The following is an 18,443-nucleotide window of genomic DNA, read 5'->3' on the forward strand; positions in this document are numbered from 1 at the left end:
GCAAGCTATCATTCTCTACCGTTCTTGTGCAGTCCGAAATCAGTTGGCGATGAGCAACTGGTGCGTCTTGAGGTCCGCTTCGTGGGCGGCGAGGATTTCCGGCAGGGAGTTGCGCAGGTACTCGACCCAGGTCTTGATCTTGGCATCCAGGTACTGGCGCGATGGGTAGATGGCGTACAGGTTCAGTTCCTGCAGGCGGTACTGCGGCAGCACGCGCACCAGGGTCCCGTTGCGCAGCCCTTCGATGGCCGAGTAGATCGGCAACACACCGACGCCCATGCCGCTGCTGATGGCGGCGTTCATGGCATCGGCCGAGTTCACCTGGAACGGTGCGTGGGTGATGTTGACCAGTTCCTGGCCTTCAGGGCCGTCGAACAGCCATTTTTCCAGGGGAATGACCGGGCTGACCATGCGCAGGCAGGAGTGGTTGAGCAGTTCCTTGGGCTTCTGCGCGATACCGTGGGCTTTCACATAGTCGGGCGAGGCGCAGACGATGCTGTAGGTGATGCCCAGGCGTTGCGAGACGAAGCCCGAGTCCGGCAGTTCGCTGGCCAGCACGATGGACACGTCGTAACCCTCGTCGAGCAGGTCGGGCACGCGGTTGGCCATGGTCAGGTCGAAGGTGACGTCCGGATGGGTTTTGCGATAGCGGCTGATGGCATCGATCACGTAGTGCTGGCCGACCCCGGTCATCGAATGCACTTTCAGTTGCCCGGCAGGGCGCGCATGGGCGTCGCTGGCTTCGGCTTCGGCTTCTTCGACGTAGGTCAGGATCTGTTCGCAGCGCAGCAGGTAGCGCTTGCCGGCTTCGGTCAGGGCAATCCGCCGGGTAGTGCGGTTGAGCAGGCGGGTTTGCAGATGGGCTTCAAGATTCGAGACCGCACGCGAAACGTTGGCGGTCGTCGTATCCAGTTGCACGGCGGCGGCGGTGAAGCTGCCGACCTGGGCAACGCAACTGAAAGCACGCATGTTTTGCAGGGTGTCCATGGGGCGCTCTCTGGAAAGACGCCAAATTGTGACACGAAGTTACGGCTTCAGTCTTCCGACTAAAGACCGATTATCGCAGGATCGGTAATAAAGATTCGCAGGAATCCCGGCTTATCGGCTTTCAAGGCGCCCCCTAGAATTGCGCTTCTCAACGCCGTCTCCATCCTTTCTTCGGGAACTCGCAGCTGTGCCGCGTCGCATCATCAAAGAGCTCAGTGCTCTTAGCGTTCTGGCTTTAACCTTGAGCATCAGCGGCTGCATCGGAACCGGGGGGATTGCCCCACAAGGCAAGACACTGGCTGCCAATGGCCTGGCGACCGATGAAGCGATCCAGGCCGCTGCCCGGGATGCCCACTGGCCGAACCAGCAATGGTGGAAAGCCTACGGCGATCCGCAGCTCGATCGCTGGATCGAACTGTCCGTGCAGGGCAGCCCGAGCATGGCCATGGCGGCTGCCCGGGTACGTCAGGCCAAGGCCATGGCCGGGGTCGTCGAATCGGCCGAATCATTGCAGATTAATGGCCAATCCACACTCAAGCGGCACAACTGGCCCGCCGACCAGTTCTACGGCCCCGGCGAGTTGTCCGGCACCACCACCTGGGACAACAACGCCGCGCTTGGCTTCAGCTACGCCCTGGACCTTTGGGGCCGAGAGCACAATGCCAGTGAGCGTGCCGTCGATCTGGCGCACATGACCGTGGCCCAGGCCCGGCAGGCCCAGCTCGAATTGCAGAACAACATCGTGCGCGTCTATATCCAGCTGTCGTTGCACTATGCCCAGCGTGACATCGTCAAGGCGACACTGGTGCAACAGGAGCAAATCCTGGAACTTGCCGAGCGTCGACTCAAGGGCGGCATCGGTACTCACTTCGAAGTCAGCCAGGCGCAGACGCCCTTGCCCGAAACCCATCGCCAGCTCGATGCGCTGGACGAAGAAATCGCCCTGAGCCGCAACCAGTTGGCGGCCCTGGCCGGCAAGGGGCCGGGTGACGGTGCGCAGCTGCAGCGCCCGAGCCTGGCCTTGCACACTGCTCTGAAACTGCCGTCGGCACTGCCGGCCGAACTGCTTGGTCAGCGCCCGGATGTGGTCGCCAGCCGCTGGAACGTTGCCGCCCAGGCGCGCGGCATCGATGTTGCCCATGCCGGTTTCTACCCCAACGTCGACCTGGTCGGCAGCCTTGGCTACATGGCCACCGGTGGTGGTGCATTGGAATTCCTGACGGGCAAGAAGCTCAATTACAGCGTCGGCCCGGCCATCACCTTGCCGATTTTCGATGGTGGGCGGTTGCGTTCGGAACTGGGCGAAGCCTCGGCAGGCTATGACCTGGCCGTGGCCAACTACAACCAGACGCTGGTCGAGGCGCTGAAGAGTATTTCCGATCAGTTGATCCGCCGCGAATCCATGGACAAGCAGCAGGCCTTTGCTGCCGAGTCGGTGGCCTCGGCGCAGAAAACCTATGACATCGCCCTGATCGCTTTTCAGCGGGGGTTGACCGACTACCTCAATGTGCTCAATGCGCAAACCCTGTTGTTCCGCCAGCAGCAGATCGAGCAGAAGGTTCAGGCCGCGCGCCTGAGTGCCCATGCCGAACTGGTGACGGCGCTGGGTGGCGGCCTGCAGGCCGGCGACGACGTGCCTGCCGAGCAGAAGACCGAGGCGCCGAAAACCCCGGCGACTCTCGCCGTGTTCGACCACTGAGTAGGCGGCCATGACTGCATTGACAGTACCTTTTCGCTGGCTGGGCGCGCTTGAGTGGCGACGCGGTTTCTTTGAGTGGGCGCGCAGCGACGGCGTGACCTGGGTCTACATCTTCAAGGTGCTGACGGCGGCCTTCCTGACCTTGTGGCTGGCCATGCGCCTGGAGTTGCCACAGCCGCGTACGGCGATGATCACGGTGTTTATCGTGATGCAACTGCAGAGCGGGCATGTGTTCGCCAAGAGCTTTTACCGCTTTCTCGGCACCCTGGCCGGTTCAGCGGTGACGGTGGCCCTGATCGCATTGTTTGCACAGAACACCGAACTCTTCCTGCCGAGCCTGGCCCTGTGGGTCGGGATCTGTTCGGCGGGGGCGATGCGCCATCGCAACTTCAAGGGCTACGGTTTCGTACTCGCCGGGTACACGGCGGCGATGGTCGGTTTGCCGGTGTTGTCGCATCCTGATGGCGCCTTCATGGCGGCGGTCTGGCGAGTGCTGGAAATCTCCCTGGGGCTGGTGGTCTCGACGGCGGTCAGCGCCGCGATTCTGCCACAGTCGGCCAGTGCCTCCATGCGCAATGCGATGTACCAGCGCTTCGGCGTGTTCGCCGGTTTCGTCATCGAAGGGCTGCGTGGCACCAGCCAGCGCGATGGCTTCGAGAGCGCCAACGTGCGCTTCATTTCCGAAGCGGTGGGCCTGGAAAGCCTGCGTGGTGTGGTCGCTTTCGAAGACCCGCACATGCGCAGGCGTTCCGGCCGGGTTAGTCGCTTGAACAGCGAGTTCATGGCCATCACCACCCGCTTCAACGCCTTGCACCAATTGCTCGAGCGGATTCGCGACCGTGGCCGTGCCGAGGTGGTGACCGCCATCGAGCCGGGCCTGCATGCCCTGGCCAGCGTGCTCGAACCATTCTGCGGGCGTGCCTTGACCGATGCCGACGCTGCACGGCTGGCCGAACAGTTGGCGCTGTATAAAGAGGAACTGCCGTCGCACGTTCGGCGTTTGCGCGATCGCTTTGTCGAAACCGCTCCCAGCGATGCCGACCTGCTGGACTTTCATACCGCTTATGAACTGCTCTACCGCTTTGTCGACGACCTGCACAGTTATGCCCAGACCCACGCCTCGCTGGCCGATCACAGCCACGCCAGGGAAAACTGGGACGAGCCGTTCATGCCTCAGACCAACTGGCTGGTGTCGCTGGCAGCCGGGATTCGCGCTTCGTCGATCCTGCTGATCCTGGGCAGTTACTGGGTCGCCACCGCCTGGCCCAGTGGTGCGACCATGACCCTGGTCGCTGCCGCGACGGTGGGTTTATCAGCAGCTACGCCCAACCCCAAGCGGATGTCGTTTCAGATGGCTTGCGGCACGCTGATCGGCGCGCTGGTGGGTTTTTTCGAAACCTTTTTCGTGTTTCCCTGGATCGATGGCTTCCCGCTGTTGTGCATGGTGCTGGCACCGGTACTGGTGGTGGGGGCCTTTCTCGCCTCCAGGCCGCAATGGGCCGGTTACGGGGTGGGCTTGCTGATCTTTTTCTCGATCGGCTCGGTGCCCGACAACCTGACGCTCTACAACCCCTACGGCTTTATCAATGACTACATCGGCATGGTCATCGGCATGCTGGTGTGTGCCGCCGCCGGGGCGATCATCCTGCCGCCCAACAGCCGCTGGCTGTGGCGCCGGATGGAGCAGGACCTGCGCGCGCAGGTGGTGTTCGCCATCAGCGGTCGCCTGCGCGGGCTTGGTTCGGCCTTCGAAAGCCGCACCCGCGACGTACTGCACCAGGCCTACGGGCTGGCGGCGGGCAAGCCCGAAGTGCAACGCAACCTGCTGCGCTGGATGTTCGTGGTGTTGGAAGTCGGCCACGCGATCATCGAGTTGCGTCGCGAGCAGGCCGTATTGCCGGTGCACCCGGCCTATGCCGAAACACAACCCTGGCGCCAGGCGATCCGGGTCATGGGGCGCTCGTTGATACGTCTGTTCATCCAGCCCAATGCCAGTAACCTTTCGCGTAGCCGGGTGGCGGTCGATCATGCCATCACCAGCGTTCAGAACACTGAAGAGCCCTTCGCCCGGCACTTCGACACCTCCGCATTGCGCCGGGTGCAAAGCTATTTGCACTTCATCCGCACCTCATTGCTCGACCCGCAATCACCGCTGTCTGATCTGATACCTGCCATCGAGTCGCAAGGACTGACCCATGCCCCGTGAAATCGCCTTCCACGGCATCTACATGCCGACTGTCTCGCTGATGTTCCTGATCGCCGCGGTGGTCGCCTGGGCCTTCGACCGGTTGTTCAGCAGCCTGGATGTCTACCGCTATTTCTGGCACCCGGCGTTGCTGCGCCTGAGCCTGTTCGTCTGTATTTTCGGCGCCATGGCGCTCACTGTTTATCGTTGAGACCTACCTGATGAAAAAGCTTTTCAGCCTGCTCGGCACCTTGCTCGTCCTGGCCGTCGCCGTGGTGATCGGCCGGGAACTCTGGGTCCACTACATGAACACACCCTGGACCCGCGATGGCCGTGTGCGCGCCGATATCATCAACGTCGCCGCCGACGTGCCGGGCTACGTGGTCGACGTACCGGTGCGCGATAACCAACTGGTGAAAAAGGGCGACCTGCTGATGCAGATCGACCCCGAGCACTACGAGATCGCAGTCAAGCAGGCCCAATCGCTGGTGGCCTCGCGCAAGGCCACCTGGGAGATGCGCAAGGTCAACGCCAATCGCCGGGCCGATCTGGACAACCTTGTCATCTCCAAGGAAAACCGCGACGACGCCAGCAACATCGCCAACTCCGCATTGGCCGATTATCAACACGCCCAGGCGCAACTTGCCGCCGCCGAACTGGACCTCAAACGCACACGCATCCTGGCCACTGTCGATGGCTACGTCACCAACCTCAATGTGCACCGGGGTGACTACGCGCGCACCGGCGAAGCGAAGATGGCCGTGGTCGACAAGGATTCGTTCTGGGTTTACGGCTTCTTCGAAGAAACCAAACTGCCGAACGTGCGGGTCGGCGATCAGGCCGATCTGCAGATGATGAGCGGCGAAGTGCTCAAGGGGCATGTGGAGAGCATCTCGCGCGGTATCTATGACCGCGACAACCCGGAAAGCCGCGAGCTGATCGCCGACGTCAACCCGACCTTCAACTGGGTACGCCTGGCCCAGCGGGTGCCGGTGCGGATTCATATCGATGAAGTGCCGGACGGATTCCTGCTGGCGGCGGGGACTACCTGTACGGTGGTGGTCAAACAAGAATGAGTCGAGCAGCGAGATCCATCAAATATTGTTGTGCTGTATCGGAATGATAAAAGGAGACACCTACAAGAGCTCCGGCGCCTCTTGAGTTAACACTTCTTCAGCTATAGGCCCAAAAAACTGGCGTGTGAGACTAAAGAAAGGACTCAGTGCTTGGTTTCTAGGTAGAAGGTCAACGCCGGCGAGGCTGCGAAGACACATCTCGTCTGTGATGTGTTCTTCGACTAGATCATCAAGCTCCTCCCACCATTTGCGCCGACGGTTGGTCAGGTAGGGGCTATTGAGGTTGAGCAGTTCTATGGTGTATCTCGCTTTGCCTTGATCGCTTTCGCTTAACAGAGCTGATGGAACAACACGGCCATCGGAGAGGTATCTGAAATAACGCGCGCAATCAGTTTGCAAGGATGAAACAAAGCGTACCGGATCGTACTCACTTCGTTTGGCATGCCCTGCAAAAGTTTCATTTTTGAGTAGCATGAGATCGTCACTACTCAAGGCACTGGCAGTGAGATTCATATAATCGAAGGTTGACGGCGGGTATTTGCTCTTCGGCCGAACGTGTTCAATGTGATAGCCAATTCCTTCCATATCAGCACGCAGCTCGGAATAGCTACACAAGCGGTACTGCTCATTTAGCAATTGCTGAAGTAAATTGACCTTATCGCCAAAGCTCCCCCAGCGACTCCTTGCCTCCTGAACGGTTGCAGGTGGAGTCGCATGGGCTTTGCTTAACGCGCGGTTGTGCACACCTGATTTACGAATGAGCCTCATCCTTTGAGAGCCTCTTGGCGCTTGATGCTGCGCTGTAGACGCAAAATTGCGGGATGATTCTCCCCTAAACGGTGCGTCAACTGGATGAACAAATTCTTCGCCTCGTTGTGCTGGTATTGTCCTTGATCGACAAGCTCGGTCAGATGTCTAAGATCTTCACGTTCTGCAATTGGTGGGTAGGGGTCTACCAGCATTATGGTTTCAAGCACGTCGCTGCTCAATTCACCATAGGAGCGTGCCAAGGGGACTTCGGCCGTAAATTGACCTTGTGCGTTGCGCCCAAGCGTGCGAATACACTCTCGCCGTACAGAGGAAAGTACCTGGGGGCTGTGGGTGGTTACGATGAACTGTACGCAAGGAAAGGCTTGCAGCAACTGACCTAGAATCAGCTGCTGCCAGTGCGGATGCAAATGCATGTCCACTTCGTCAATTAGTACTACGCCACAGCTCAACCGTGCGGCTTCAACGCCCAGGTGGGGATTGAGTTTTATGCAGCGGTAGGCGATGTCACCAATCATCGCCAGCACACTACGAATACCATCGCTTAGTAGATCGACCTCCAATGTGCCGTGAAAGTCGTGTTGCAAAACCAGAGAATTCTCGTGACTCACGCTGTACTCCAGGGAGTGCCACCCGGTTGTCGGCTGCAGAAAACTATCAATAGCTTGCTGCACAACCTGAATTCGCTGTTGCGCTGTACTCAGATCCTCCCCCGTAGAGCGCTTTTCCAAGAGTTTGATCTGTTGCTCGCGATAACTTTGGAATGCCCAGATAAACCATTCCTTGAAGTGCTTGTAGGAGGAAGCCGGGTCAAGACAATTGAGATAGGCGAATGTCCTCATATAAAAGTCAGCTGCTTGGGTGTCATCTTTCCCCTTTAGTGTCTCGGTCAAGCGCTTTTGCGCCCAGAGTCGGCCGGTGCCGTAATACCCAAATACAGGTAGATCGAGCGCTGGTTTATCCGGGTTGCGTATCTCGGCTTGTACTGCTCCAGCCCATTGCTTCATGAAGGCCGTATCGCCTTCATCTTTGGTTTTTGTGGCCCGAGCCTCTTTGTCGCGATAGCGAATCCACGTTTTTTCCGTAGTGGAATCAAACGCCCCCGTCATTGAGATCCGAGCAGGCAGCTGCCTGGCCATATCACCGCTGCCAAGTTTGAGTAGGCGAACGTCATCAATAGCAATACCGTTGCCTGGGTCGCTGAAGGCGTTTTTAGCAAGGTCAAAACTACTGACATAAGGCCACAAGGCAATTCGAACCGCATCCAGTACTGTCGATTTACCTTGACCGTTTTCAGCTACTAAAACCGTTAGCTGAGGGTGCAGCTCAACCTCCAACTGATCAAAGCAGCGGAAGTTTTCAAGTTGCAGTTTTCTCAGCCTCACAGGCTTGCCTCCGGTTTGATTTCCCCATGGTTTGAAGCGATTGCAGGGGCTAAAGTCAATGCTGGTAGCATCCAGCTTTGGGTGGATGCGGCCTCTAAAAAACATGCGGAAACCGCCCCGCGATCACGGAGTAGCATATCAGCGAACAGATCGGTTTTGTGGGGCATCGCTTGCTGGATTGAGCACCTCTCCCTATTCGACTTTGGAAGGTTTCCCACTTTCAATAAGCTAGGCCTGCCGTAACCATGGGGAAACAACAAAGTATCTCCGGTTTCTCGGAATTTTCTTACCTGATTTGAGTCTTCCGCTACGCGACCTGGAACAATGATCAGCCTCTGTAGGCGGGTTTCATAAAGGTTGGCTTCTTTAATAGACAGTTTGGATGCGGTTATGCCTATCGGTTCGCCTTGTCGAGACTGGGTTAGGGGCATATAGTTCGGCCCGTCATCGCTTTGCGGTGACAGGGTTTGGCGACCCGTAACAATTACCGCGCGTTAGCGCCATTTCTCCGTTGCCTGCTTTTGTGCTCGCAGCGGGGCGTTATGGCAGCTGTGCGCGGGAGACCTCAGGGTCTGCCGGTTTGGTAATTGACCGGTTCGCCAACCTGCGTACAGCTGCCACCCTCTCGTTTGGCGACGAACTGTGGCTGCATTCAATTACCTTGGTGAGATATGCCACATGACTATCGAATTCAGTGCCTCTTCAAATCCCGTTCTCTGCCTCAATCCGCATGCGCCCCTTGCCGATATCTACGCGTATGCCGATCGCCGCATCCGCTTGGCTAGAAATCTGGCGCGATCCCTTAGCGGTATGACACCGGCCTCTACTGAGGATGGGGACGTTCACGCTATCTCTGAAACGTTCTCGATCCTGCTGGAGGATGGCTGTAACGCGCTTGAAGTCATAGAGCGGCGGTTGGTGGAGCTACAGTAACCTCTGAATCAACTGCCATATAAGGTTACACCGTGTTCGGGGAATGGGCTTTGTAGTCTCGGGGTTCATCAATAACCCAAGGACGAGCACTATGGAAACCACAAGCGAGCACGGGACGCCTCAGGCCGGGGAGCAGGCCGAGGCTGACCTGTACAACGAACAGTTTATCCGGCAGCAAATGCCAGCCTGGTTGACGCGCGCTGATGATCAAATACTCAAGGTGTTGAGCAAAAGCCTGCGTTTGAGTCAGCGCTATCAGGCCCGCGTGGTTGAGTTGTTGAGGCCACTTCAGCCGCTGGAAAGCTTTGCCGGCCCGCGCCTGGATGCCGCATTGCAGCAGGCATTCGGCAATGCGCTGGATAGGCGTAGGGATGTTTTTGTTCGTGGACGTGAAGTACCGAAGTTTTCCGAAACGATTCCCGTCGGCAGCCCTTTCTGGACGGTGCGTTATACCCGGCAGCCTCTATTGCAGGCAGCCTTGCATAACTTTGACAGGTCCGAGGCATCGGCAGCAACGGCATCGAAGCTGGCCATGGTGGCGCGCGACGGGCGACGCATCGATGAGGTCCCGGCACACCGATTCGCCTCGGTTTGCCGCGACCTCGATCTGGGCGGGCAATATCAATCCCATCTGAACGGCATCTTTTCTCCGCCGGCGACGGGCGAGCTGACAGCGGATGAAGCCAAGGCCAAAGTGGATGCGCTTTTCAAGAACAGCCATCGTTTCGACTTACTGGCCGAGGTTCATCTGGCCCGGATCAAACAGCGTATCGACGCGCAGTGGCATCGGGTATTACAGGAGCTGATCGCACTGAAGGCGGAGGTCAAATACGACAACATGCCGGTGACCTGTCATCGGGTGCATCTGTTTGGCGTGCCCTTGACGGGTGTCATCGCTTTTCAGGCGCGTTTCCTGCCATTGGGACCCTTTGCCGGCATCTCCAATCCCGTGCTCAAACTGGTGGTGTATATCCCCGGCGACCCACAGGGTTCGCTTATGCAATATGACTCCTGGGCAGCCTTTGAACAGGCCTTGAAAGGCAAACTGACTTCGGCGGACTACCGCCGGTTTTTCGCCCGATTCATTCTTCGCAGAAACCTGCCGAAGTTTTTGGGGGAACTTGAAACCCTCAAGAGCGATGCCCGCCTGTCACTGGATTGGCCACTGCTCAGTGGCCAGCCGTTCGACGCGCTCTGCGAACAGCGCTTGATGAAGATCAAGGATGATGCGCGCTTCCTCGCCGTACCCACCGACGACATCGACCAGCGCGAGCGCCAGGCGATATTGCGCCAGGCGCTGGAGATTGGTCTGGATGTACTGGGGCTTGCTGCCTTGGTGGTGCCGGGGCTCGGGGAGGTAGTGCTTGGCGTGGCCGCCGCCGAATTGATGGGTGAGGCGTTCCACGGCCTCGAAGACTGGGCGCAAGGGCAGCGCCATGAAGCGTTCGAGTGTCTGACCGATGTACTGGAGAACCTGGCAGGGCTGGCGGTTGGCGCGGCGGCCGTGGGCGCCGCGGCAAGCCTGGTCAAGCGTTCGGCGTTCTTCAAGCAATTGATGCCGGTCAAACTGGCTGACGGGCAGGTCCGATTGTGGAACCCGGATCTGCGGCCTTATCAATGGGATATCGAACTGCCCGAAGCCAGTGCGCCTTCACCCCAAGGTATCCATACGCTGGGGGATCGCCAGTTCATTCGCATCGATGGCAAGCACTATGCCGTTGAGCGAGAGGGGGAGCATGGTCGATGGCGCCTGCGCCATCCCACGCGCTCCGATGCCTATTCACCGAACCTGGAGCATGATGGGCATGGCGCCTGGCGGGCCAGCATCGAAAACCCTTTGCAGTGGCAGCAGGCAAGCTACGCGTTTCGCCGGTTCGGGCATGAGTTCGGTGATTTTTCCGACGTGGAGATCAACAGGATTCTGGCGATAACAGGCACGGATGTCACAGACTTGCAGCGACTTCATCTGGAGAATCGCCAGCCGAGCGGGGCGCTTCGTGACTGTTATGAGCGGTTTCGCCTGGATCGTCGTATCGGTCAGTTTATCCACAACCTCGATCAAGATGCCGCTGCGCTCGATGAGTCCCTGCTGCAGACGTTACGTGACGGGTTGGCTGCAGATGACCAATCGGCCTTGCTCGACGAAGAGCAGGCGCCTCTTGTGGCAGACGCTGAATCACGTCAACGCATAGGTCGCTGGGTTCGGGAAAACCGGGGCGATTTCTTCACACGCTGCCGAGCGGCTTCGGAGCTTGCACTGGGACCGGTGGAGTCTGTGCTGAGTCGCGATTTTCCAGGTCTGTCCTCGACAGTGGTCCGCTCGCTGGTGGCCGAGGCCAGCGACGCGGAGCGCTTGCGTCTGGCCGACGAGCTTCGCGTGCCCTTGCGGTTGGCCGAGCAGGCGCGTGTGCAGTTGCAACAGGTGCGCTTGAATCGGGCCAATGAAGGCTTTTATCTGGCCTCGGTCGTCAACCCCGATACCGACCTGTTGTTGCGGCATTTCCAGGCGCAACATCCGGATTGGCCCGAGGGCCTGGCCACTCGCAATGCCTTGGCCGAACTGGCTTGCTCCCAGCGTGGCGAGGCGGCACGCATCCTCGGAATACATGAGCGCCCCAGGGTTGTCCTGCCCAGGCGTCAGGGCAATGGCTCGATCGGTTATCCACTGAGCGGTCGTGGGCAGGCCAGCTGGAATGTCGAGTCGACTGGAGGGCTGGTTCGAGAGCTCTACCCCAACTACTCCGATGCCGATGTCAGAGAGTTCCTGGAAACCTATAGGCTCTCGCTAGCGGATGTGCGCACGGTGTTGCTGCGCAAGCGCGAGGAATTGATACGTCTTGATGAAGTGTTAAGCCGGTGGCAAAGCGCCTCGGTATCGATACGCCAGAGGGAAAGCCGGCTGCAGGTCTCGCGAATGCTGCGTCAGGCATGGCGCAGGCAAACCAGCGCCATTTATTCCCCCCTCGGGCGACGGCTGGGTTCCAGCCTGGTACTCGATGGCATGCGCATCGGGCGCTTGCCGGAACTGGGCGCTTCGATCGAATTCGAGGATGTGAACGAGCTGAGTCTGCGCAATATGGAACTGGCCGAGGTGAGCCCGGGCTTTCTTGGACGCTTCCACCAGTTGCGCTTGCTGGATCTTTCCAACAACAACTTGACGGTTGTGCCCGAAGCGCTCGCTTCCTTGTCGCAACTTCGTGGTTTGCGCTTGCGCGGTAATCGTATCCGCTTGACGGCGAACACCGCAGTGCCGCTGGAAAATCTGCGTTATATCGATGATCTGGATCTTGGGGGCAATCCGTTGGGGCGATTGCCGGACCTGAGCCAAATGACCCACCTGCGTCAGCTCGGGATGCGGGGCACGGCTATCACCGAGCCGCCTGAGGGGTTGTGGCGTCATCCGTTTCTGGAAACAGTGGACCTGCGCGACAATCTGATCGAGCGATTGCCCGACGCGTACTTCTCCGAGCCTCCTGCCTTTTTACAAAGGATTGTACTGGACGGTAATCCTTTGCCCCGGCGCACACGCGAGCGGATCTGGGCATACCTCAGTCTCCCGGCCATGCTTGAGGGGCCGGCTGTTGAACTCGTCGATCATGGGGAAAAGTTCTGGTTGCCGCTCGATACGCGCACCAGAGAACAGTTGGTGCGATGGCGTAACTTGCAGCGTGAGGAAGGCTCACTGGAGTTTTTCCGACTGCTCGAGCGACTGACCAGGACCAGCGAAGCACGCGTGGCACGGGCGGGGCTGACGGTGCGGGTCAATGCTGTTCTGGAGGCAGCCAGCGAAAAATCGGAATGGCGCACCGACCTGTTTGCGCTGGCTGGAAATGTACGGTCCTGTTCCGACAGCGTGATCAGCAATTTCAGCGCGCTGGAAGTCAAGGTCCTGGTGCTTCGCGCAGAAGATCTGGCGGTGGACGCCGACGCCGGGCCAGCACTCGTGGAGTTGGCGCGTGGGCTTTTCAGGCTTGATCAGCTGGAAATCATTGCTCAAGCCGATATCGCTGCACGCGCTCAGGCTCTGGTCGATCCCGTCGAAGTCAACCTCGCGTATCGCACTCGCTTGGCTGCGCGTCTGGAGTTGCCGGCACAGCCGCAAACCATGGCCTACGGTGACGTTGCTGAAGTCTCGGTGGCCCAGTTGCGTCATGCCGAAAAAGAGGTGCGGCGTGCCGAGCAGACCGATGCCTGGCCGCGTTTTCTGGCGTCGCGAGATTTCTGGGGGGATTACCTCAGGAATCGTTACGCCGATCAGTTCAATACCTTGCTGAGCGCCTTTTACCGAGAGTTGGAGACCCTGGAGCAACGACTGGAATCCCTTGACGAAGGGCAATACATCACTGAGGCCAAGGCACTGAAGGAAAGGCAGAAACTGGCCGAACAGACGCTACTTTTAAGGTTGAGTCGGCAGGAGCTGGAGCGTCTTCGCGCCCCTCTGGACGATTGATTGCAAAGTCAGCGTCGGTTACAGCGCACCATTCAGCCCGAAGCGCTTCTTCAGAGCTTTTTCCAGCAGGGCCTTGGGCAGCAGCCGCTCCATCAACGGCAGGGCGCGGCTGCCGTTGCCAATGCGTACCAGCCTGGGTGGGTTCGTTTGGCGCACGGCCTTGAGCATCTCACGAGCGAAATCCGTCGCCGGGGTAGGGCGATCCTGGGACGCCTTGGCCCGCGCGCGGATGCTTTCGCGCAGTGGCCACCAGGGCGACTCCTGCGCGATGACCTGCTCGGCCTCGCGGCCGGCATTGCTGGCGAAGCTCGAAGCGATGGCGCCGGGCTGCACTTCCATCACACGGACACCGAAGGGTGCAAGTTCCAGGCGTAGAACGTCGCTCAAGGCATGCACGGCAGCTTTGGACGCGCAGTAAGCCCCGGCGAATGGCGTGACCAACACACCGGAAACGCTGCCGACATTGACTACCAGCCCACGGCTGCGACGCAGGACCGGGAACAATGCCCGGGTTACCCCGACTACCGCGAACACATTGGTTTCGAACTGCCGGCGCATCGCCTCGACGCCGCCATCGAGCAACGGCCCCATGGCACCGTAACCGGCATTGTTGATCAACACATCGAGACCGCCGCTGCGCCGGTTGATCGCATCACTCAGCTGCTCCAGCGCCCCGGCATCATTGACATCCAGTTGCCGCGCAATGAAACCGGCAGCCTCCAGTTGGGCGACATCTTCGGGTTTGCGCGCAGTGGCCCAGACTTCATATCCCGCGCCTTTGAACGCGTCGGCCAAAGCGCGGCCGATGCCGCTGGAGCAACCGGTGATGAGGGCGATGGGCATGGCGCTGTCCTTTTGCGTCAGAGAAGGGGAGATCAGTGACAGCTGATCAATCAGAGAAAGTACCTTGCAAACGCTCGGCGCGAAACTCCAGGGTTTGCGGGCGGTAGCCGGGGCGCAGGGGAGGCAGCGGCAGGCAGTCTTCCCAACTGGCGCCGGCCTGCAGTTCGCCGGGGCCACGATAGTGGGGCGCAGCGTAGAGGTTATCCGCAAGGTTCACCGTATCGCCCGGCGCATAGGCGGCCACGCGCCATTTCAACTCAAGCAGCGGAACCTTGTTGCCATTGTTCAATTGCACCAGCAAGGGGCGGTCTTCCGGACAGCGCTGCGGGTTGCTGCTGCTCGGTGCGTAGCTCAGGCGCAGGTCCAGGCGTGCCAGTTGACTGGCTTCGCGATTGTCCAGCCAGACGACCCAGAGCGCGACCAGACCCAGGCCGAACAAGGCTGCCAGCGAGACCGGAAAGGCCTTGGCCGGGTAGCGCAGCAGCAGGACGAACCAGGTCAGGATGAGCAGGACGCCGATGAACATGCAGGGGAACCTTGTGTGGTGGTGTAGTGCCATCCTAACCGAACTGATATCAGAAGGCGCATCCTTACTGAGTTAGCATGTAATCTGATTGTTGGCTAGTTGGTATTGGCGAAAAAACTGAGCGTACAAAATCAACCGCATTCTCCTACTTGAGTAATCTTTGTCCACGCTGTTCTGGAGGACAGGGTTCCGGCAGACCTGGCGCCTACTTATCGATATAACTCTATAGCCAAAAGAGGTGAATCAGAACCAGTAAGAAATGGAGTGTGTTGCGTTATGGAAAGTGATCAAAAGTCTGTGTTGTCGCGACTGGATGCAGCAGTCGCCAGGGTATTGGAAAAGCAACCTGGGTACATGATTGTTTTACAGAGGGAACTGAGAGAAAGATTTCCCCTTCTCGCAGCCGAGACTTTGCTGGAGAATATTTATATAACTATTCAACAGGGCGTCGAAGGTCGTGCACTAAAGTCCCAGTCATTCCTTGAGTTGTTTAAGAAGTGTTTGTCCGATGCACATATCCCAACGTACGACCTGGGGGTGGGGGGGATTTATGTTCGGTCTGATACATTGGACGTCAACTATAAAATTCCTGGTATGGACCTGGTTGCCCTGGAAAAATTCATAGACGACTTCATATCAGGGGGGGAACGGGCATTCAAACGCCAGTTGCAAGTGTTCTGGCAGGGCGCCGGGTTGGCTTCCATCCGTTCAGCGCAATTGGCTGCCGAAGCCGGGTTGCGTTTTCAAGACGATACATTGAGTGGTCCATGCCATGAATTGATCAAACGGGTCATCGCCAATCCGACGGCCGAGGCCAGAGAGGTATTGATGGCGGCCGACAGACCCGGCGTCTATGCCATTTCCCTGTATGTGAGCGCCTTGAACAAGACCATTCCACTGGCAGGTGTATTTGTTCTCACGCAGAAAGACGCTACAGGCTTTCTGGATGCCGAAGGCGTTTTCATTGTTACTCCCAAGTCAACGCCAATGATTGTCAGCCATGAGGCAGACGCAGGAGCGGTGGTACTTTATTTACCGGGCAGGGGGCTGCACGAGTTTGATTCACTTGATAGTTTGCACCGTGAGCTTGCCGAACGCCTTGACGATGATGAGTTCAGTGAAACGTTGTTTGATTTCGTCGCAAACAAGGACAGGTTTCAGGCAGGCGCTGCCGATGCTCTGCACTTTACCCAAATTCATCGCAATGTGTTCGAAGATCGCCTTGAAACACAACGATTAAAGCAGCAGGACGATTTGAGGTTTGCCTGGCGTACAGCCAAATCACAAGGGCTGGGTGCGGATCTCGCACAGTTTGAGGCCACCTTGGACGAAGCAATTGATATGCACCGCGTCCTGACGTGTAGCGGAAACCTGGCTGTTCGCTACATCCGGCTAGCAGGCAAGCACTTGCCTGCATGGCTGACGGATGCAAGTGAAGAAAATCAAGTGCGCTGGTTAACTGCGGTTAATCACTTGCATAGGGAATTGGCCCTTTCAGCTGCACCCGGTTTACCTTCCGTTGCGCAATACAGTAATAGGGCGTTCATGCTCACCTATGCAAAGCAAAGGATTGAGCAACGCTTGCAGGCGGACCTGAATTTATTGAAGGAACCCGACAAGATTTTTGTTACTACATCGAGCGCCCAATACAATAACTCTTTTGAGCCATCGCCCGGCGAATTTTCTTACTTGTCGTCAAGTGAGGACAGCAGTCCGGAGTACATCGACCATGTCAGGTCATTGACCGAGCTGGCCTTGGAAAATGTCAGCGCGATCGATCTTGATTTTGTGCAGACCGCACGGATTGCTGACGAAAATAACGTACGCATAGCGCAACTATCGCCCTCCTATGTGAAGCAAATGATTCGCGACCTGGATTTTGGGGAGACTTACCTGGGCTTCTTGAAGGGGGTCTTGCTGACCTCTTCTCAAGCCCAACAGCGTAAGGATCGTTTTGCTGGCGTACTGTCAGCGCAGATGCAGGTCGATCTGATCAGCTCCGAATTGGCGGGCTATTTTCTCAATGATGGCTTGAGCCGGGGAATCTGTTGGGTACAGAACATACTCGCGCGGGCTCTCGACAGCACGCACTCTTCCCTAGTGGAGGGGCAAAGCATCGAGGCGCAACAACTATTGATTCAGGGGGCGACGGTGCGCGATGTGTTGGTTATCGCCCCGGCATCGCCGAGCATCGTTGGGGCGGTTGTCCTGTATATGCCAGAGTTACCTGAGGGGCGGCCATTTCGTGAGTATGCGAACCGCGGTGAGATGTACAGGCACCTCGCAACTGATCCGGCATTGCGTCAATACATCATTGCTCGGGTGGCTTTGGCCGAGCATTCTAATGTTCAACGCTTACTGGAACGTGGCCTGCGCGGCAGTGAGGTCAACCTTTCGATCATTTCTGGCAATCTCTTTGACGAGTTATACAAGGCGCAAGTCAGGCAAACGCTTGCCAATGCAGATGCCCAATCTACCTCTACTGTTGAAAGTAATCGTCAATTGGTTTGGGATGCGACGCTGACGCTAGTGGATATCATCAGCATGATACTTCCAACCAAAGCGTTGCTGCCCTTGGCACTGGGTAGAAGCCTGTGGTCACTCTGGGACGGTTTGCAAGCGGTTGCGCGTGAAGAGCGCGATGAAGCTATCACGCATTTTCTTGAGGCGATAACGCACCTGAGCGATGCCTCGTCGGATCTTGCCGTAGCCTCAGGCTTTACCAGATCCATTCGAAGGGGGGCACTTCTGCCCACGAAAGCGATTGATCCCAAGTTTGCCCTGAAAAAAAACATCGAAGGGCTGAAATTGCGCTCAGACGGTATTTACGAGGAAGGAATTCTGGTACGTCCCCCTGAACAGGGTGGTTTTCAGGAGTACTTTTTCCGCGACCGCGCCGAGCGACTTTATCAAGCCACTCATGATGGCCAGACGTGGAGAGTCATTGATGCACGTAGACCGGACGCGTACTACCGGCATCCGGTGATCAGGAACCCTTTGGGCGAATGGGTGATTCACTCGGATGTGGGATTGAAGGGTGGGGCAAGAGTGCTCAGTGAAGAGGCTTGGAACAATCTGCAGGTCATGGAAGTTTCCCGGCAATTTGTAGGTGTGATGTCGGTCAAGTATTTTCGGATCGATCTGGCAATATCCTCTCAGCTGGGTTTTCCCGGATCCGATGTTGAAAGGGGCTTGCCAGTGGGCACTACTTATAGGGTTGGTCCCCGGAGTCCGGAGCTCAGACTGCCACTCGAGGCATTGCACACGGTTGGTCGTAAGCCTGATGGAAACATTCTGGATTTCACCGGGCATTCGATGATGGTGAAGATACTAGGTGCTAGTGAGAAGGATTACGTGGGATTTGCAGGTGTCAAACGAGCCGATGGTGCAGTGCGCTTACGGTGGAGTTCGCGGACGCTGAACCCGGAGCATGCTTCATTGATATCGAAGTATCACTTGGGTAATCCTGGTGTGGAGCAACGCGATTATGTGCTTTCGAGAAAGTACCAGAAAATCGTGATCAAACAATTTCAGCGCACTGGCTATACGGTGCTGACAGATTGATTTCGCACGCACATGATGTTGTGCGGG

The 18,443-nt window shown here is 57.8% G+C and carries 12 protein-coding genes; 7 read left to right on the forward strand and 5 right to left on the reverse strand.

Annotated elements, in window-relative coordinates; translation table 11 throughout:
- Window positions 1-39: 39 nt before the first annotated feature.
- On the reverse strand, window positions 40-987 hold the full coding sequence (locus tag F2S13_RS23780; protein ID WP_166365459.1) for a LysR family transcriptional regulator: 948 nt from the start codon (window positions 985-987) through the stop codon (window positions 40-42).
- A gap of 187 nt (window positions 988-1,174) precedes the next feature.
- On the opposite strand from F2S13_RS23780, the gene F2S13_RS23785 reads away from it, so the two are divergent.
- From F2S13_RS23785 to F2S13_RS23800, 4 genes are read left to right on the forward strand one after another with little or no spacing between them, the layout of a single operon-like run.
- The gene (locus F2S13_RS23785) at window positions 1,175-2,686 is read left to right on the forward strand and encodes an efflux transporter outer membrane subunit (protein ID WP_166365461.1); all 1,512 of its coding nucleotides are present in this window, start codon (window positions 1,175-1,177) and stop codon (window positions 2,684-2,686) included.
- A gap of 10 nt (window positions 2,687-2,696) precedes the next feature.
- The gene (locus F2S13_RS23790) at window positions 2,697-4,892 is read left to right on the forward strand and encodes an FUSC family protein (protein ID WP_166365463.1); all 2,196 of its coding nucleotides are present in this window, start codon (window positions 2,697-2,699) and stop codon (window positions 4,890-4,892) included.
- Window positions 4,882-5,082: a DUF1656 domain-containing protein gene (locus F2S13_RS23795; RefSeq protein WP_166365465.1), complete on the forward strand. Its 201-nt coding sequence runs from the start codon at window positions 4,882-4,884 to the stop codon at window positions 5,080-5,082. Before F2S13_RS23790 ends, F2S13_RS23795 begins: the two co-directional genes overlap by 11 nt.
- Window positions 5,083-5,092: 10 nt before the next feature.
- The gene (locus F2S13_RS23800) at window positions 5,093-5,947 is read left to right on the forward strand and encodes an efflux RND transporter periplasmic adaptor subunit (protein WP_166365467.1); all 855 of its coding nucleotides are present in this window, start codon (window positions 5,093-5,095) and stop codon (window positions 5,945-5,947) included.
- Between the two features lie 60 nt (window positions 5,948-6,007).
- Here the strand turns inward: F2S13_RS23800 and F2S13_RS23805 are convergent, their stop codons facing one another.
- Window positions 6,008-6,715 carry a retron system putative HNH endonuclease gene (locus F2S13_RS23805; RefSeq protein WP_166365469.1) on the reverse strand — a complete coding sequence of 236 codons (708 nt, stop codon included), beginning with the start codon at window positions 6,713-6,715 and terminating at the stop codon, window positions 6,008-6,010.
- Complete coding sequence (locus F2S13_RS23810; RefSeq protein ID WP_166365471.1) at window positions 6,712-8,205, reverse strand: AAA family ATPase; 1,494 nt, start codon at window positions 8,203-8,205, stop codon at window positions 6,712-6,714. Before F2S13_RS23810 ends, F2S13_RS23805 begins: the two co-directional genes overlap by 4 nt.
- Window positions 8,206-8,778: 573 nt before the next feature.
- On the opposite strand from F2S13_RS23810, the gene F2S13_RS23815 reads away from it, so the two are divergent.
- Both F2S13_RS23815 and F2S13_RS23820 read left to right on the forward strand, forming a co-directional pair.
- Window positions 8,779-9,033: a hypothetical protein gene (locus F2S13_RS23815; RefSeq protein WP_166365473.1), complete on the forward strand. Its 255-nt coding sequence runs from the start codon at window positions 8,779-8,781 to the stop codon at window positions 9,031-9,033.
- A gap of 91 nt (window positions 9,034-9,124) precedes the next feature.
- Window positions 9,125-13,483, forward strand: coding sequence for an NEL-type E3 ubiquitin ligase domain-containing protein (locus F2S13_RS23820; protein ID WP_166365475.1), 4,359 nt, complete (start codon window positions 9,125-9,127; stop codon window positions 13,481-13,483).
- Window positions 13,484-13,501: 18 nt separating this feature from the next.
- On the opposite strand, the gene F2S13_RS23825 is transcribed toward F2S13_RS23820, so the two are convergent.
- Window positions 13,502-14,326 carry an SDR family oxidoreductase gene (locus F2S13_RS23825; protein ID WP_166365477.1) on the reverse strand — a complete coding sequence of 275 codons (825 nt, stop codon included), beginning with the start codon at window positions 14,324-14,326 and terminating at the stop codon, window positions 13,502-13,504.
- Between the two features lie 46 nt (window positions 14,327-14,372).
- Window positions 14,373-14,852, reverse strand: a complete 480-nt coding sequence (locus F2S13_RS23830; RefSeq protein WP_166365479.1) for a multidrug transporter — start codon at window positions 14,850-14,852, stop codon at window positions 14,373-14,375.
- 276 nt (window positions 14,853-15,128) lie between these two features.
- Here F2S13_RS23830 and F2S13_RS23835 point away from each other — a divergent pair, with 276 nt between their 5' ends.
- On the forward strand, window positions 15,129-18,416 hold the full coding sequence (locus tag F2S13_RS23835; protein WP_166365481.1) for a dermonecrotic toxin domain-containing protein: 3,288 nt from the start codon (window positions 15,129-15,131) through the stop codon (window positions 18,414-18,416).
- The last annotated feature ends 27 nt before the right edge of the window (window positions 18,417-18,443 follow it).

Source organism: Pseudomonas akapageensis (genome assembly GCF_011355085.1).
GTDB lineage: Bacteria > Pseudomonadota > Gammaproteobacteria > Pseudomonadales > Pseudomonadaceae > Aquipseudomonas > Aquipseudomonas akapageensis.

Coding starts and splice junctions, on each gene's coding strand:
- F2S13_RS23780 (WP_166365459.1), bottom strand. CDS start 987: ATGGACACCCTGCAAAACATGCGTGCTTTCAGTTGCGTTGCCCAGGTC.
- F2S13_RS23790 (WP_166365463.1), top strand. CDS start 2,697: ATGACTGCATTGACAGTACCTTTTCGCTGGCTGGGCGCGCTTGAGTGG.
- F2S13_RS23795 (WP_166365465.1), top strand. CDS start 4,882: ATGCCCCGTGAAATCGCCTTCCACGGCATCTACATGCCGACTGTCTCG.
- F2S13_RS23800 (WP_166365467.1), top strand. CDS start 5,093: ATGAAAAAGCTTTTCAGCCTGCTCGGCACCTTGCTCGTCCTGGCCGTC.
- F2S13_RS23805 (WP_166365469.1), bottom strand. CDS start 6,715: ATGAGGCTCATTCGTAAATCAGGTGTGCACAACCGCGCGTTAAGCAAA.
- F2S13_RS23810 (WP_166365471.1), bottom strand. CDS start 8,205: ATGTTTTTTAGAGGCCGCATCCACCCAAAGCTGGATGCTACCAGCATT.
- F2S13_RS23815 (WP_166365473.1), top strand. CDS start 8,779: ATGACTATCGAATTCAGTGCCTCTTCAAATCCCGTTCTCTGCCTCAAT.
- F2S13_RS23820 (WP_166365475.1), top strand. CDS start 9,125: ATGGAAACCACAAGCGAGCACGGGACGCCTCAGGCCGGGGAGCAGGCC.
- F2S13_RS23825 (WP_166365477.1), bottom strand. CDS start 14,326: ATGCCCATCGCCCTCATCACCGGTTGCTCCAGCGGCATCGGCCGCGCT.
- F2S13_RS23830 (WP_166365479.1), bottom strand. CDS start 14,852: ATGTTCATCGGCGTCCTGCTCATCCTGACCTGGTTCGTCCTGCTGCTG.
- F2S13_RS23835 (WP_166365481.1), top strand. CDS start 15,129: ATGGAAAGTGATCAAAAGTCTGTGTTGTCGCGACTGGATGCAGCAGTC.